The sequence below is a fragment of the Sorangium sp. So ce1504 genome (genome assembly GCF_051521635.1).
Taxonomy (GTDB): Bacteria; Myxococcota_A; Polyangia; order Polyangiales; family Polyangiaceae; genus Sorangium; species Sorangium cellulosum_B.
This window is the reverse complement of the sequence record NZ_CP150365.1, coordinates 11,509,278-11,523,155: the sequence shown is the minus strand read 5'-3', so window position 1 is coordinate 11,523,155 and position 13,878 is coordinate 11,509,278. Positions and strand designations below refer to the sequence as shown.

At 70.6% G+C, this 13,878-nt stretch carries 12 protein-coding genes; 8 read left to right on the top strand and 4 right to left on the bottom strand.

All coding sequences use genetic code 11. From position 1 onward, the window contains the following. Window positions 1-333 precede the first annotated feature (333 nt). On the top strand, window positions 334-1,623 hold the full coding sequence (locus tag WMF39_RS43450) for a hypothetical protein (RefSeq protein ID WP_437742300.1): 1,290 nt from the start codon (window positions 334-336) through the stop codon (window positions 1,621-1,623). Between the two features lie 927 nt (window positions 1,624-2,550). Here the strand turns inward: WMF39_RS43450 and WMF39_RS43445 are convergent. Further along, complete coding sequence (locus WMF39_RS43445) at window positions 2,551-2,886, bottom strand: hypothetical protein (protein WP_437742299.1); 336 nt, start codon at window positions 2,884-2,886, stop codon at window positions 2,551-2,553. Between the two features lie 314 nt (window positions 2,887-3,200). Continuing rightward, window positions 3,201-5,021 carry a right-handed parallel beta-helix repeat-containing protein gene (locus WMF39_RS43440; protein WP_437742298.1) on the bottom strand — a complete coding sequence of 607 codons (1,821 nt, stop codon included), beginning with the start codon at window positions 5,019-5,021 and terminating at the stop codon, window positions 3,201-3,203. Window positions 5,022-5,276: 255 nt separating this feature from the next. Here WMF39_RS43440 and WMF39_RS43435 point away from each other — a divergent pair, with 255 nt between their 5' ends. The 4 genes from WMF39_RS43435 (at window position 5,277) to WMF39_RS43420 (ending at window position 8,986) form a co-directional block, all read left to right on the top strand. After that, on the top strand, window positions 5,277-5,843 hold the full coding sequence (locus WMF39_RS43435; protein ID WP_437742297.1) for a hypothetical protein: 567 nt from the start codon (window positions 5,277-5,279) through the stop codon (window positions 5,841-5,843). 196 nt (window positions 5,844-6,039) lie between these two features. Beyond that, window positions 6,040-7,143 (top strand): M50 family metallopeptidase, encoded by a 1,104-nt coding sequence (locus WMF39_RS43430; RefSeq protein WP_437742296.1) that lies wholly within the window; start codon window positions 6,040-6,042, stop codon window positions 7,141-7,143. Window positions 7,144-7,153: 10 nt separating this feature from the next. Further along, complete coding sequence (locus WMF39_RS43425; RefSeq protein WP_437742295.1) at window positions 7,154-8,158, top strand: hypothetical protein; 1,005 nt, start codon at window positions 7,154-7,156, stop codon at window positions 8,156-8,158. A gap of 108 nt (window positions 8,159-8,266) precedes the next feature. Then, on the top strand, window positions 8,267-8,986 hold the full coding sequence (locus WMF39_RS43420; RefSeq protein WP_437712615.1) for a hypothetical protein: 720 nt from the start codon (window positions 8,267-8,269) through the stop codon (window positions 8,984-8,986). A gap of 97 nt (window positions 8,987-9,083) precedes the next feature. On the opposite strand, the gene WMF39_RS43415 is transcribed toward WMF39_RS43420, so the two are convergent. Then, the gene (locus tag WMF39_RS43415) at window positions 9,084-10,724 is read right to left on the bottom strand and encodes a cyclic nucleotide-binding domain-containing protein (RefSeq protein ID WP_437742294.1); all 1,641 of its coding nucleotides are present in this window, start codon (window positions 10,722-10,724) and stop codon (window positions 9,084-9,086) included. Between the two features lie 199 nt (window positions 10,725-10,923). Between WMF39_RS43415 and WMF39_RS43410 the strand changes: the two genes are divergently transcribed. The 3 genes from WMF39_RS43410 to WMF39_RS43400 all read left to right on the top strand — a co-directional run bounded on the left by WMF39_RS43410 (window position 10,924) and on the right by WMF39_RS43400 (window position 13,128). Beyond that, window positions 10,924-11,514, top strand: a complete 591-nt coding sequence (locus WMF39_RS43410) for a hypothetical protein (protein ID WP_437742293.1) — start codon at window positions 10,924-10,926, stop codon at window positions 11,512-11,514. Between the two features lie 759 nt (window positions 11,515-12,273). Continuing rightward, window positions 12,274-12,519 carry a hypothetical protein gene (locus tag WMF39_RS43405; protein WP_437742292.1) on the top strand — a complete coding sequence of 82 codons (246 nt, stop codon included), beginning with the start codon at window positions 12,274-12,276 and terminating at the stop codon, window positions 12,517-12,519. A 249-nt stretch (window positions 12,520-12,768) separates the two neighbouring features. Beyond that, window positions 12,769-13,128 (top strand): hypothetical protein, encoded by a 360-nt coding sequence (locus WMF39_RS43400; RefSeq protein ID WP_437295800.1) that lies wholly within the window; start codon window positions 12,769-12,771, stop codon window positions 13,126-13,128. A gap of 440 nt (window positions 13,129-13,568) precedes the next feature. On the opposite strand, the gene WMF39_RS43395 is transcribed toward WMF39_RS43400, so the two are convergent. Beyond that, window positions 13,569-13,796, bottom strand: a complete 228-nt coding sequence (locus tag WMF39_RS43395; RefSeq protein ID WP_162144043.1) for a hypothetical protein — start codon at window positions 13,794-13,796, stop codon at window positions 13,569-13,571. Window positions 13,797-13,878: the final 82 nt, after the last annotated feature.

Below are 13,878 nucleotides of genomic sequence, written 5' to 3'. Positions count from 1 at the left end.
ACATCGCTCCGATGTCTCGCAGGTGCCGGCATCATGGCCGTATCTGGTTGTGGGCTGGTGCTCGGCCTCGACGACTTCGAGGACGCAGCACCCGCGGACGCCACGACGGCGACGGGGACAGGCGGAGGCTCCACGTGCGAGCCCGAGAGCGTGATCGAGTGCTACTCCGGGCCCCGCGGGACGAAGGGCGCCGGGATCTGCGAGGCCGGGACGCAGGCGTGCAAGCAGGACGGCTCCGGGTACGAGGCGTGCGAGGGCGAGGTGACGCCGGCGGTGGAGACGTGCGCGAGCACGGAGGATGAGGACTGCGACGGGAAGGATTGCGCCCAGTGGGTGACGAGCTTCGGGAACGAGGCGCCGCAGACCGCGACTGCGGTGGCGATTGATTCGTCCGGTAACAGCTACGTCATCGGAACTTTTGACGGAGACGTCGTTCTCGGGGGGACAGTCTTGGCTTCTTCGTCGGGGGCAGATGATATATTCTTGATTAAGTTTGCCGGGGATGGAACTGTTGTCTGGGCTAAAGCGTTTGGGAATTCTGATATGCAGTGGCCAACTGCGATCGGTGTTGATGCGGAAGAAAATGTCTTCTTCTCGGGTATCACTTCGGGCCCATTTGAGTTGAATGGGGTGTCGATTGACCGTGGCGTGTTCCTGGCCAAGGTTGATTCGTTGGGTGAGCCTGTTTGGTCAAAGCATATTTCTGGTTTGTGTTCCCTGCCCTTTCCGGCCGTGCATTCGATCGTTGCTGCGGGGTCCGATGGTTTGATCGTTGCAGGGGAATTTTGTCAGTACATTAATTTTGGAGACTCTATCCTGTTTGCGGATGGAGCGAGTACTGACGTGTTTCTTGCGAGGATACGTGCTTCGGATGGATCGGGGGCGGTCGCGGACGGGGCCTGGGTAAAAGTGTTTGGCGACTCCGAGCCTCAGTATGGTCGACATCTCGCTGTGAATGACGATGGGGGTATTGTGTTTGTCGGTGAGTATTATGGTAGTGTAGATTTCGGTTTGGGCGCATTGCGCGCGGCTGATGGTCAAGACATATTTGTCGTTCGATTCGCGCCTGACGGAGCAATATCCTCGCAGCGACGTATCGGCGGAACCGGCAGTGACTTTGTGAGCGGTATGGCCTTGGATAGCGTTGGAGGTGTCTTGTTGTCCGGCAGCTTCAACGGGGTTCTTGATGACATGGGTGACGGCGATTTTGAGGCCGTCGGCCGAGATGGATTTTTGCTCAAGATGGACTCAGGTGACCGGTATCAGTGGAGCCTGTGGCTGGGCGGCGAGGGGGAGCAGCTGGGGGGCCATGTGGCAATCGATGGTGATGGCGATATATATGTACAAGGTGGTTTTGATACGGTAGTTCGCTTCGGAGGCGCCGAACTTTCTTCCGAGAGCGACTCCGGCTCCGTGTTTTTTGCCAAATTTTCGAGGGTTGGCCAGCTGTCCTGGTCCAGGAAGATCGATGGGTTCTCTGACATCCGATTGGCCGGTATGGCTCTTACTTCCTTGGGGGAGCCGATGCTCGCGGGGTCGTTCTCAGGAACCATCGAGCTTGGCACCGGCACTCTGACGACGAACGGAGGAATGGACGCATTTCTTGCGAAACTTGTTCCGTGAGAGCGCTGTTCGTGTGATCGGCGGTCGTGGGTCCGCACAGCAATTTAGGTTGGCGGAACTTGTCCAGAGTGTGAGTCCAACGACCTGCCGGGGTCCTGGCAGGGATGAACCAACAAGGTAGGTATCCCGGTGTCACACGAGCATCGGGGAGCTCGGGATTGGGCGTGTCTCGGGCAGTTTGTAACGCGAACTGGTAGCACTGCTACAGGACGTTGCCCCGGATCGGCAGAAAAGCCGCCATGCCACCAAGGCCGCCAAGGGAAGAAGAGGAAGTGTCGTCCCGCTATTCTCCTACTTCCCTTATTCCTTCTATGAAATTTAACCACTTGGCTCGCGATTTTCAAGGCAGTGCAAGGCGTCGCGAGCGTGGGGGCTGTGTGGCAGGAGAGTTCGGAGGGGATTCGCGGGGCTGCGTGGTCGGCACGCGGGGAGTGCACACGCGGCAGGCGGTCTGGCTGGAGGCTATCGCCCTCCGCTCTTCAAGCTTCCCTGCGATCGAGGAGACCGATGAGGGCGCTCACGTGCGCAGAGCCGCCCTCACGCACCGTGCGGGATGCTTAGTTGCACGGAGCCGCGACCGTGTCGCAGCTCTCATCGCAGTTCGTGCACGCACAGCTATATACGGCGTCAAACTGACGCTCGGCGCCAGGGAACTGCGTGTCGCACGCGTCGAAGCAGGTGGGTTGCGGGTCGTTCTGGAAGCACCCCTGAGCGCACTCAAGCCAGCTCTGGCATGTGCCGCTGAGCGCGCAGAGGGTCAGACAGCTGTTCGCGATGGCGCAGGACCGGCATGCTGTAGCGTCAGCGTTTCCGCCCCCAGCGCCGGCGTCGCAGTTGCCGAGGCAGATCAGCAGGTCGGTGTTCGTGACGTTCAGGTCTTCGCACGCTGTGTCGAGGATGCACTGTGAAGCGCACTCGTAGCCCGGTTCAGAGCAGTTGATGGAAAGGGATTCGCAGCTGAGATCGCTGCATTCCTCGACCTTCGCGCACGCCTCCTCGCACTCGGTCAGTCCCGCCCCTCCGCCCGAACCGCCTGAACCGCTCGATGCCGCCGTCGTCGACGCGGCTGTGGTCGAGCTCGTGGCCGAGCCAGTGGTCGTCGTCGTGGTGCTCGACGTCGTAGTGCTGGTCGTCCCCCCGCCGCTCCCGCCGCCCCCGCCGGGGTTCTCCGTCGTTTCCCCGGAGCACGCCGCGAACGCCGCGATACTGAACACGATAATCGAAGAAGAAGTCTTGCTGCGCATCGCCATTCTCCTTGGGCACGCCGCGGCCATTCTCCACGTCATTGCCCCAACGCGGCGCGATCGTTCGCCTGTTTCTCACCCCCGGCAACATTTTTCGCTCGCAAGCGCCCACGCTCGCGGGGGCGTCGCCACCATTCCAGCGTCCGTTGGCATCTCAGCGCGCCCGGGCATAGCCGTCGTGGTCGTGCCCGAGGGCGCCTGCGCCTGGCAGAGCCGCGGCTTCGCGGCGCTCGCTGCCGCCTGCCTTCCCTGCCTCGCCGATGCGCCCCGCCAGCTCGTCATAGCCCCGGCCGCCGCGGCCGGCGGCCCTGACACCTGCGCCGCCGCCTCCCCTCAGCCCGGCCCCGGCGACAGGGCCCCGAGCTCCGCGCCTTTGCGCTCCACGCCGAGCAGATCCCGCGGGGGCACCTCGCGCGGGTCGCCCTGCCCGAGCAGCATCTTCGACGACCGCTTCGGCCTGAAATCCGGGCGGCTCGGGTTCAGCTTCCACCAGCCCCCCTCGAGGATCACCCACGGCTCCTCGCCCGCGCGCACCACCTCCGCGGCGAGCCGCGCGCGCGTGATGCCCGTGATCGCCCGCGTCTCCGGCAGCGCCGCCGCCAGGCGCTTCAGGCCGTCCGGCATCCCGCCGTAGCTCACCTGGGTCACCACGTTGTTGCCCGCGTCGAACCGGTAGATGCCCGTGCTCAGCACCTCGATCGACGACGCGGCGTCGTTGACGAAGATGTTGTTCCGCAGCCGGCAGCCCCAGCTCCCGTTGCCGCACTGGAGCGCGGCCCGGCCGCTCGCGTTCATGATCACGGTATTGTTGCGGATGAGGTTGTTGCGGCAGCCCCACAGCGGGAGCGCCTCCGGGCCGCTCACCTGCTCCGGAGCGCGCGGACCGGGCTCCACGTAGGCCCGGTCGAACGGGTTCGCGTTGTCCCACTGCGCGATCCCGTGGGCGAGGTTGGCGTAAACGAGGTTGTTCTGGATCAGCGAATCCGACAGCCCGGCGAGGTTGATCGCCCCACCGCCGATGCGACCGTTGCCGTTCATCACGTTCTGCTCGATGATGAAGTTGACGCCGCGGCCGTCCGGAAACCCGTGCTCGCCGAACCTGTCCGTGGCGAGCTTCATCAACCCCGCGGCCCAGGCGCGGGTCGGCTCCATCGGCGGATAGCTCCGGAACGAGGGGTGCTTCATCACCTCCTCGAGCGACGCCTCCGGATCGAGGTTCGCCTGGAACCCGCCCGCGTTGTTGCCGAAGAACACGTTGCGACGAACCACGTAGTTGTCCGAGCCGTCGGACGCATAAGCGCCGTGCTCGCGCCCGGAGAGGGCGAACAGGTTGTCCTGCAGGAGGACCGTGTGGCTGTCGGTGGAGTGGAACCCCCACGTGTGATGGTGATGAGAGAAGTTGCCGACGATGGCGATGTGGTGCGCGAGCCTGCCGGTCTCTCCGAACGCGCCGTCCACCATGATGCCCGCGCGCGGCGTGCCCGCACGCGGCGCGCCCGGCTCGCTGCTCCCGGCGATGTTGAAGCCATCGATCACCACGTGGTGCGCCGTCTTCAGGTAGATCATCCAGTTCGGGTCAGCGGCGCACCCCCGGTTGATCACGACCTCGCCCGGGCTCCCCATCGCCTTGAAATGAATGTACCGCTCCTGGCCGGCGCTCGGCTTGTCGCCAATCGAGAACCCCGCGTACGTCCCGGGCAACACGGCGATGAGGTCGCCGCCGCGCGCCGCGTCCGCCGCCTCTTGGAGCGTGGCGAACGCGCGTGTGACAGGGAGCTCCCGCGGCTCGGCCGCAGCGCCGCGCGCGTTCAGATCGAGCGCGGCCACGCGGATCGCGGCGGGGGCCGGCGCGCCGACGACGAGGACGCGCTCGTAGCGCGCCTGCAGCTTCAGCGTCTGGCGCACCCACTCGTCGGAGTCCCGCGTGGTCACGAACGGCTCGGCTGCAGTGGGCGCCGGCGGCTCTGGCGCCTCGGGGGTCTTCGCCGGGGTGGGCGGCTTCTTCGCCTGCGCCGGCGGGGGCGCCGCGTCCTCGGGCGGCGGCCCCGCGACCTGGATCGTGCCGCTGCAGGCAAGCGCGGCGACCGCGACGAGCGCGCCGCCGATGCGCGCGCAGCCACGGGCCAGCTGGATGACGCTTGTCGATCCTCTCATCTCGACGCTCCGGGGAAGGCCGCCCCTCCGAGGTGCGCCGCGCGTGCGGCGCTCGGCTCGGCTACCCCGGCTTACCCCAAAGCGCGCGCTTCAGCCAGACGAGCGCGCGCCTCGGCCAGGGCCCGCGCGCGCTCGGCCCGCATCGCGCGCAGCGCGCCGAGCGAGGTGCGACATCTCCTTCCAGCGGCGGCCGTCATGCAGCCGACACGTGCCCGTTTGCTTCCGTCGCTGCCCTTCCTTTGGTACGAAGAGCTCATGAAAGCGCTGCCCTCGCTCGTGAGCGTCGCTCTAGCCGGCGCCACCCTCCTCACGCTCGCGCCCGAAGCGCAGGCGAACATCAAGAATCCGAACGATCACCCCCGCTACTTCGCCGAGCTCGAGCCGCACGGGGACTTCGTCTTCATGCACCGCGACTACGGCCTGCGGCGGTACGGGCCCGGGCGCTACAACGGCTTCGGCGACCCCGAGTTCGGCCTCGGCTTCAGGGCGAGCATCGAGCTCGCCGACCCGGCGTTCATCCCGAAGCTCAACAACACTGTCGCCATCTCGTTCGGGCTGGATCTCACCAACTGCAGGTACTGCCGCCGCGACTTCACCATCTGGAGTCCGGTCACCATGCAGTGGAACTTCTTCTTCACCGATCAGTGGAGCGCGTTCGCCGATCTCGGCGCAGTCGTCCGTACCGACGGGTTCTACAACGACGTGTGGCTCGACTTCGTCACCATGGTCGGCGGCCGCTACCACTTCAACGACAACATGTCGCTCACGATGCGGATCGGGTATCCCTTCTTCAGCGTCGGCGTCTCGTTCTTCGTCGGCTGAGCCGCTCCCCGCCGGCTCTGGCCCTCTGGCGGGCTGAGCCGCCCCGGGTGCCGCCCTGCTGTCGCGCTCTCCTGGCGCATCCGGGGCCGGCGGGAGCGCACGGCCTCCGCCGCGGGCGGCATCTCGCCGGGGCGGGCGTACGGCGCGGACATCGGGCACGTGCGGACAGGGCCCGCCCTGGTTAGACTAGCCGGAGATGGTCGGCTGGTATTTCGTAGGCATCCTCGGTCTCGCCCTGCTGATGGTGGTCCACGAGGGAGGGCACTTTCTCGCCGCGCGCGCTTACGGCATGCGCGTCTTGAAGTTCTCGATCGGCTTCGGCCCCACCTTCTTCAAGGTTGTCCCGAAGGACCAGTACTACTGGTTCACGACCGCCGCGGACAAGGTCCGCGTGCGGCTCTTTCGCCACGACCCGGTGAAGCACGGCCCCACCGTGTTCCAGGTCGCCATGATCCCCTTCCTGGCGTACGTGCAGATCGCGGGGATGAACCCCCTCGAGGAGGTCGATCCCGAGGACAAGGGCAGCTACGCGAACGCGAGCCTGATGGGCCGGATCGCCGCGATCTTCGCCGGTCCGCTCGCCAATTACCTGTTCGCGTCGGTCCTCTTCTTCGCGAGCCTGATGGTGGGCGGCAAGCCCCACCGCCTGACCGACATCGGCGTGGTCGCCGGGATGCCGGCGGCGGCCAGCCTGAAGGACGGCGACCGCATCGTCGAGATCGACGGGACCCCGGTCCGCGACTGGGAGAAGATGGCGGAGATCATCTCGAGGAGCCCCGGCCGTCCGCTCGACCTCGTGGTGGAGCGCGCGGGCGAGCGCGTCGAGGCCAAGGTCACGCCTGCGAACGAGAGCGGCTCGGGCAAGATCGGCGTGATCCCCGTCGGGCCGGTCCAGCGGGTGCCGGTGACCGCGAGTGAGGCCGCGCTGCTCGCGCTGAAGATGCCGCCGAAGGTCGTGCAGGACCTCGTCGTCGGGCTCGGCCAGGTCCTCACGGGCAAGATCGAGGGCGAGCTCGGGGGCCCGGCGCGGATGATCGGGGAGACCGCGCACGCGGCCAAGCGCGGCTTGCCGCACGCGCTCGAGTTCCTCGGGGTGCTCTCGGCCTACCTCGGCGCGTTCAACCTGATCCCGTTCCCCGCCCTGGACGGCGGCCGCCTGATGTTCCTGTTTTACGAGGCCGCCACGCGGCGCCGGCCGAACGCGCGCGTCGAGGCGCACATCCACCTGGTCGGCGTGTTCATGCTGCTCGGGCTGATGCTCTACGTCACCGCGAACGACTTCGGCCTCGGGTCGAAGTAGCCCTCCCTGCGTGGCGACGAGGCCGCCCGCGCGGGTTCTCGCGCCCGGCGGGCGCCTCGCCCGCGCGGTGATGCGGCTCCTGCTGCGCTGCGTGCCGCTGCTCTCGCTCTGGCCGTGCGCGCGGCCGGCGTCCGCGCTGGCCGCGGCGCCGGGCGCGTGGTCCGACGAGGAAGACGAGGCCGTCTTCGACGTCCCCGCGCCCCCGACGCTCCCCGGGCTCACGCTGCGCGATCCGACCTTCACCTTCGAGTACACGGCGGCCGTGATCGAGCCCGACGCGGCGAGCCGGGCGGGCGGCAAGCTCGCCTTCGCCTGGTACTCGCACGGCGAGATGGAGGTGCCGCTCGTCCCGCGCAAGTGGTTCGTCGGCGCGGTGCATGACAGCGCCGCGGCGAGCGTCCCGGGGGTCGAGCGGTCGATCCTGCTCGGGAGCCCCGAGCTGTACGGGCGCGGCGTCTGGTCGAGCGTGCGCGGGCTCGCCTCCGGCGGAGGCTTCGGCGTCGTGCTCCCGGTCCCGCGCGACGTCTCGCGCGACCAGGCCGAGGTGCTCCGGACGGCGCGCGTGGTGCGGCCGTGGGACGAGACGCGCTTCCGGGAGCTCACGCTCACGTTCCGCCCCTGGTTCGACATGCGGCACATCACCGGGCCGTTCATCTTCCAGCTCAGGCAGGGCCTCGACTGGTCGCTGCTCGTGCGCGGCCCGCGGTCCGGGGAGCGCCGCACCGACATCACGGCGCACACGGCGTTCTACTTCGGCTACCGGATCGCCAGGCCGGTCGGGGTGGGTCTGGAGCTGTGGGAGGTCTACCAGCTGACCCAGGACGTGCTGGACGACCGGCGCGCGACGTTCGCGGTCTCGCCGAGCGTCCGCTTCATCCTGTCGAACGTGCAGCCGGCGCTGAGCGTGCTCCTGCCGGTCACGACCCCGCTGCGCGGCGACGTCGCCTCGTATTACGCCGCGCGGTTCAGCGTCGGGTTCACCTTCCCGACAGGCGCTCCACGGGCTCCCCCGTGAGCGCGGCGGGCGCGCTCGCCGGGCGCGCTTCTGGCCGAAGGCGCGGAAGGCGCGGGATCGGCTTCGAGTGTGCGTGCATCCAGCGCGGGCGCTCGGTACCCTGGCCGCGTGGTCAACGCAGGATGGCTCCGGCGCGGTCTGGTTCTCGCGGCGCTACTCGGCCCGGCCGGCTGCTCGACCCAGCTCGTGAGCCTGAACGAGGGGCCCCGCGAGTACGTCGCGACGGACTACGAGAACGTGCTGCGCAGCTGGACGCGCACGGAGCACCTGTTCGCGCTCTCCGAGCTCGACAACTTCCTCACCGCCACCGCGACCTTCGAGTCGTGGGACTTCCGCTGGGCCTACGTGGTCCGCTACGCGCAGGACTACCGGCTCACGATCGAGCAGCGGCAGAAGCTGCTCGAGAAGACGCTCGAGGAGACGCGCCAGCGCCATCAGTTCTTCGTCGCGATCTTCGGGGGCGAGCGCAAGTACAACGACCTCTCGACGCCGAACAGCGCGTGGATCGTGCGGCTGATCGACGACACCGGGAACGAGACGGCGCCCGAGGAGATCGTCGCGATCGCCAAGCCGAACGCGCTCGAGCGGACCTACTTCCCGTACAACACGGTGTGGCGCCAGGCGTTCCGCATCCGCTTCCCGCGCGCGACCGCGGACGGGAAGCCGACGATCTCGCCGAGCGCGAGGTGGTTCGGGCTCCGCTTCGCCGGGGCGCAGGGCAACAGCGAGCTCGTCTGGCAGGTCAACGAGGAAGCGGAGCCCATCGATCCTGCCGAGCTGGAGCAGGGGGCCGCGCGGCCGCTGCGGCCGAAGAGCGGCCAGCTCTAGGCGGCCAGCTCTAGCTCCGCCCGCCGGGCATCCCGCCAGGGCTCGCTGACGCGCGGAGCCAGCCGAGCCCCGCGCGGCCTTGGCTCCGCGCGCCGCCTCAGCCGCGCTGAGCGTTCATCGAGACCGACTGCGCCAGGATGGAGAGCAGCTCGGGCGTGCTCTCGAACAGCTCGCGCAGCGTGGGGTGGTCGGCGAGGAGCACGAGCGCGCCGCCCCCGGCGGCGCGAGCGATCGAGGGCGCCGGCTGGCCTCCGAGCAGCTCCGAGGCGAACAGGAGCTCGCCGGGCCTCGCGGTGCCTGCGATCGCCTGCGATCGCTCCGCGACCAGCTCCAGCGCCCCAGCGCCGATGATCACGAGCCCGGGGATGGGGTTGCCGGCGTGGATGAGGTGCTCGCCGGGCGCCAGGCCGCGCAGCCGGAGCCGGCCGAGGACGCGGCGCAGCAGCGTATCTTCGAGCTCGCCCAGCGGCCCCATCGTGGCGCCTGCGAGCGACTGGATCCGGTCTGCGACGGTGCGCAGCTCGTCGAGCACCCAGGGGCAGCTGCGGAGCGCGTGATCGATGGTCGCCTGGTCCCAGATCGCCACCCGCGCGCCGTCCGCGCCGGCGACGACGCGCAGGGCGATGCCTTCCTCGAGCGTCCCTCGGGACGGCACGAGCGTCCGCGTCGCGGCGCGCTCGGCGGGGATATCGACGATGTTCGCGCACACGGCGGCGTCCCCGCGCAGGACCAGCGCCGCCCCGTCGACGGTGAGCTCCTCGTCGGACGAGAGGTCTTCCACGCGCGCTGCGAGCGCGAGCTCGTCGTGCATCTCCTCGGGCAGGTCCGCGAACGCCTCGATCTGCTCCAGGTCGCGGCCGGTGAGGGCCGCGGCGTTGGCGGCTGGCGCGGCGCTGGCCGCGCCGGGCCGCGGCAGATCCGGCGCGATCTCCGGTGCGAGGTCGAGGGCCGCGAGCGCCTCCGTCTCCGGTGGCGCGCTGGGCGGCGCGTCGAGCGCCATCGCAGCGAGGTCGGCGCTCTCGCCTGCGGCCGACGGCCGCCCCTCGACCGCGGGCGCATCCACGCGCGGCGCCGCGGCGAGATCGGGGAGGGCCTCGACCGAGGCCGGCGCGCGGGCGTCGGTGGCGGACGCAGGCCGCGGCGCGGCGGCGGGCGCCTGGGCCGGGGGCTCCTCGACGAGCGCGAGGTCCGCGTCGTCGAGCAGCTCTTCCACGGGTTCCGGCGCGGGCTCGCCCGAGGCTTCATCGAGCGCGCGCGGGCGCGGCGCCTGGACCTCGGCGCCGTGGGGCGCGGGCTCGCCGCGGGACGGGGTGGCCGTCGTCTGCAGGTCGTCGTCCTGCTCCGCTGCCTGTGGCGAAGGCGGAGGGGTGGCGAGCCGGCTCGACATCGGCGCTTCGAGGTCGCTGTCAGAGAGCTCGATGACGATCGTCCCCTCGATCGTCGACTCCGCGGGCGACGCGTCTGCGCTCGCAGGGGGCTCGATGTTTGCGCCGTCGCTCGCGGAATTTTCGGCGCCCTTCGCGGGAACGCTGTCGGCCGAGGCCCCGAGGTGTCCTGGGGGTTCGTTTCCGGTGGGCGTCGCCGGGCGGGTGCGCGCCGCCGCAGGCGTCGGGGGCGCGGGAGGTCGCGCGGAGATCGGCTTCCGCTTGAGCGTCAGATCGAGCGGCGCTGCCGAGGTGATGACCTCGTCTTCCTCTTCGTCGCCCGGCTGTGGCGTCGAGGGATGCCTGCGGGCCACGAGGTACGTGTCGCCGTTCGACGTGATGATCTCCTGGGGAGGCCGCGGCGGCGCGGCTGGCTCCGCGTCCTCGGACCAGGGGTCGAGGATCGGCTCGCGCGGCCGGCGTTTGGAGCTGATCGCTCCCTGTGCGGGCGCGGCCGTGCCTGTGCGGGCCGGGGTGGGCGTCGGGGCCTCAGCCTCGACGACGATCTCGCCGATGTCGTCGCTGGGCGCGTGCTCGTCGGCGGGGGCTGAAGGGCTCGGGGCCTGGTGCGACGCCGATGTCTGGAGCGAAGCCGCTGCGGCCAGAGGTGCGGCGGATACCGGCAACGATGGCGCGGGGGGCTGCGCGGGCGGCGGCACGGACGCCGGCGATGGCGCGGCGGGCGGCGGGCCGGCGGGTGATGGCGTGGCGGACGCCGAGACAGACAGCGGTGGCGCAGCAGGCGATGGCGGCGGCGCGGCGAGCGGCGGCACGGCAGGTGATGGCGGTGGCGCGGCGGCCCCCGAGGGCGCATCGGGAGGCGCAGCAGGCGGCGCGACCGGCATCGACGAGGCCAGCGGCGGCGCCGCGGGCGGCGGAAGCGCGCCGGGCGGCGGTGTCGCGGAGGTCAGCGTGGGCGGCGGCGGCGTCGGGGGGGGCAGAGCCTGCGGGTGTGGCGGCGTGCTGATCGGCGGCTGCGGCGGCGCGAAGGACGGCGGCGACACCGGCGGGGGGAGCACCTGCGGGTGTGCAAGCACGCCAGCTGACGGCGCAGCGGGTGTCGGCACGGCGGGCGGAGGCGGAGGTTGCGGGCGCGGAGGTTGAAAAGACGGCGGATGCGGTACTGCCGCAGGCTGCGGGCGCGGGGGCGCAAAAGGCGGCGGGTGCGACGCGGGTGGAGACCCGAACGTGGGCGGAGGCGGCGCGGGTGGAGGCCCGAAGGACGGCGGAGGCGGCGCTGGCGGAGGTCCGAACGACGGCGGGTGCGACGCAGGTGGAGGCCCGAACGACGGCGGGGGCGGCGCTGGCGGAAGTCCGAGGGACGCCGGATGCGGCGCTGGCGGAGGTCTGAACGACGGCGGGCGCGACGCGGGCGCGGCGCCTCCTATCGCCGGCGGCTGCGGCTCCGCGATGAGGCTCTGCAGCGGTGGAGCAGGTAGAGGTACCGCCGGAAGCGCCGACGGAGGTCGCGGTGCCGCGGGCGGTGGCTCGCTCATGGAGCGTGTGCCGGCGGGGCGCGGGGGCTGCAGGGGGCTCATCGCGGGGTCGGACCGGCCGCGCTCCGGCGATGGAGGTAGGGCAGCCTGCAGCTCCTGCGGCGTGGGCACGGAGGCAGGGCGAGGGGGGATCGATGACGGCCGCCGCGATGCTCCCCGCGGTACGGCCGGCGGCGGTATCGGGGCGGGCGGTCGCGCGCTCGGTGTCTTCGCCTGCGCTGTCACCAGAAGCGGGTCCGTGGTGAGCTGCTGCCGGAACGACGGAACCCCCGGCGCGGGAGGCAGCGGCGGAATGGCGTTCGCCATGGGGGCGGGCAGCGCAGCCGCCGGCGGTGGCTGACTCCGGTACATCGCGCCGGCCTGGACGTTGGGCGCAGCCGTCGGCGGTGCGGAGGGCGCGGCCGACGGCGCCAGCGGTTGCGCGTGCGGTGGGTCGAGCCGCTGCGGGTACGCGGCGGGCGGCGGCTGCGAGCGCGACACGGGCGGAGCCGCCGGCGCGAAGGGCGGCGGCTGCGAGCGCGACACGGGCGGAGCCGCCGGCGCGAAGGGCGGCGGCTGCGAGCGCGACACGGCAGGCGGAGCCGCCGGCGCGAAGGGCGGCGGCGGCGGCTGAACGGGCGGCGCAGCCTGCGGGAAGGCACCGCCGGGAGGCTGCTGCGTCGGCCGCTGCGCCATCGGCGGCGTGGGGGGCGACGTGCTGCCTTGCGCATGGCCGGGCGGCGCGGGGGAGAACGGCGCGATCGGTCGTGCTCCGGCGCCCTGCCCGCCCTCTGCGCCCGGGCTGAGCGGCGGCGACGGCCGGGACGATCCCGTCAGTCGCTCTGCTTCGGCCGCCAGCTCCGGCTGCGAGAGCGGTTCGAACATGTCGATCTCGATCGAGGGCATCGAGGCGCGCAGCTCCTGGGTGAGCGACATGCGGCGGCGCCAGGTCTGCTCGTCCGACGGCGGCGCCTCGTCAGAGGACGGGGGCGGCGCGTCGCCTTCGCTGTCGATGGTCTCCAGGAGATCGGGATCGCTCGGCTGCCCGACCTCCGAGGCCATGACCTCCTCGAGCGCCGTCACGCACAGCCCGAGCTCCGAGGCGCGGAACGGCTGCCCGGCCGCCCCGGCGGCGTCGGCCGCGCGTCGCAGCCACACGATAGCGTCGCGCCGCTCGCCGCGCGCCCACAGCGCGCTTGCCGTGGAGATCCCCCACACGACATCTTCATCGTCATTCGGGTGAGGTTCGGGGAGGGCGACCACGCGGTTCGCCATGAGCAACACCACCTATCACAGGCCCCACTGCGGCCGTTTACCCCATGGTACCGAGCGAGCCGACGTCCCGGATCGGGCGTCGCGCGAGCCCCGCGGCGCGGAAAGCCGCGCCACCCAGGAGCTTAGCCGCGCTCGCTACGGCACGTACAAATTACGGTACGGATGTCGCTTTTAGCGCTCGCCTCGCCATCGTTGCCCGCCAGCAGCCCGTCAGAACCCGGTGCTGGCACACATTCGCGACGCGAACGCGGATCCAAGGCGACGCTCCGACGTGAATTCGACGTGGCCCGACGTATAAGGAGCGAACGCCGCGTGCGCCTGCAAAGCGCCCGGCCAGGGGGCCTGGCGGATCCTGGTTGAGAACGGGGCACGCGCGGGTGCGTCCGCGGCCCGTGCAATGACGCCGGGTCAGGTGGAGCGCCGTCCACCGATGCGCCGCGGCCGGCAGCCCAGGACCGCCGCGCGACGGCACATCTCCTCGACACCATCCCGCGATGCGGCCTCTCCGGGCATGCGTCTCGCGAGCCAGCCGATGAGCGTCAGCCCCGCTGCGCGGGCGTCTGCGGGCATCGTCCCGTCGTTCAGGAGGCTCGCGATCTGGGCGATCAGACGCGTGCGCGTTTCCTCGGGCGCCATCCTGGCTGCTCCATGAAGCATTCGAACGGGAAAGTCAAAAGAACCGCCATGCCGGCGCGCAGCCCCGTCGGCGGGCACCTCG

Bases quoted from the DNA above. Each gene is read 5' to 3' on its own strand.
- WMF39_RS43440 (WP_437742298.1), bottom strand. From the start codon at position 5,021: ATGAGAGGATCGACAAGCGTCATCCAGCTGGCCCGTGGCTGCGCGCGC.
- WMF39_RS43435 (WP_437742297.1), top strand. From the start codon at position 5,277: ATGAAAGCGCTGCCCTCGCTCGTGAGCGTCGCTCTAGCCGGCGCCACC.
- WMF39_RS43430 (WP_437742296.1), top strand. From the start codon at position 6,040: ATGGTCGGCTGGTATTTCGTAGGCATCCTCGGTCTCGCCCTGCTGATG.
- WMF39_RS43410 (WP_437742293.1), top strand. From the start codon at position 10,924: ATGTCGTCGCTGGGCGCGTGCTCGTCGGCGGGGGCTGAAGGGCTCGGG.
- WMF39_RS43400 (WP_437295800.1), top strand. From the start codon at position 12,769: ATGTCGATCTCGATCGAGGGCATCGAGGCGCGCAGCTCCTGGGTGAGC.
- WMF39_RS43395 (WP_162144043.1), bottom strand. From the start codon at position 13,796: ATGGCGCCCGAGGAAACGCGCACGCGTCTGATCGCCCAGATCGCGAGC.